This is a genomic window from Cupriavidus sp. D384 (assembly GCF_001652915.1).
Classification (GTDB): Bacteria; Pseudomonadota; Gammaproteobacteria; order Burkholderiales; family Burkholderiaceae; genus Cupriavidus.
In genome coordinates, this window is record NZ_BBQI01000040.1 from 1 (window position 1) to 500 (window position 500).

Below are 500 nucleotides of genomic sequence, written 5' to 3' on the forward strand. Positions count from 1 at the left end.
TTTCCATTGCAGCGTTCCATTCTTCGGTTCCATGGCTTCATCGACGAACGCCGCTGGGATGCGTTCCAGCGGGATCTGCCATGGCTCAGGCGTAGTCTTTCTGACAGAGCGTGGGGCCTCCAGATCAGCGCCAAGAAGCCTGCAGCAGGCCCAGCAGCAGGTCGATGGCGAGACGGCCTCGCTGAACACCTGCGTGTTCGGCGCCACCATGCGACTCATAGGGGGTGCCTGAATGAAGCGGCCCCCAAACGCGCGTGCCGTGCTGCACCTCATCGACGCATACCTCATAGCCCCAGCCAGTACTGAACTTCACGGGATCGGAGTCCTCAAGAAATACCTTTACGGACAGTACTAGCCCGCGATAGCTATGCGCGGTCGTGTCTGCTGGATCGGCCAAGAGCTACGCCCCGGTGAAGTTGATCAATGCGGCGGTTAGCCCGTGTCGCAAGAGTTTGCGAGAGACTGTCATGCTGAACGGGAACATCGTCGAGGGATGTAGG

1 protein-coding gene is annotated in these 500 nt (G+C 59.6%); it reads right to left on the reverse strand.

What is annotated here, in order from left to right; genetic code table 11:
• The coding region (locus A9J21_RS32295; protein WP_231906899.1) for a hypothetical protein at window positions 1–219 on the reverse strand (219 nt) is incomplete at its 3' end.
• Window positions 220–500: the final 281 nt, after the last annotated feature.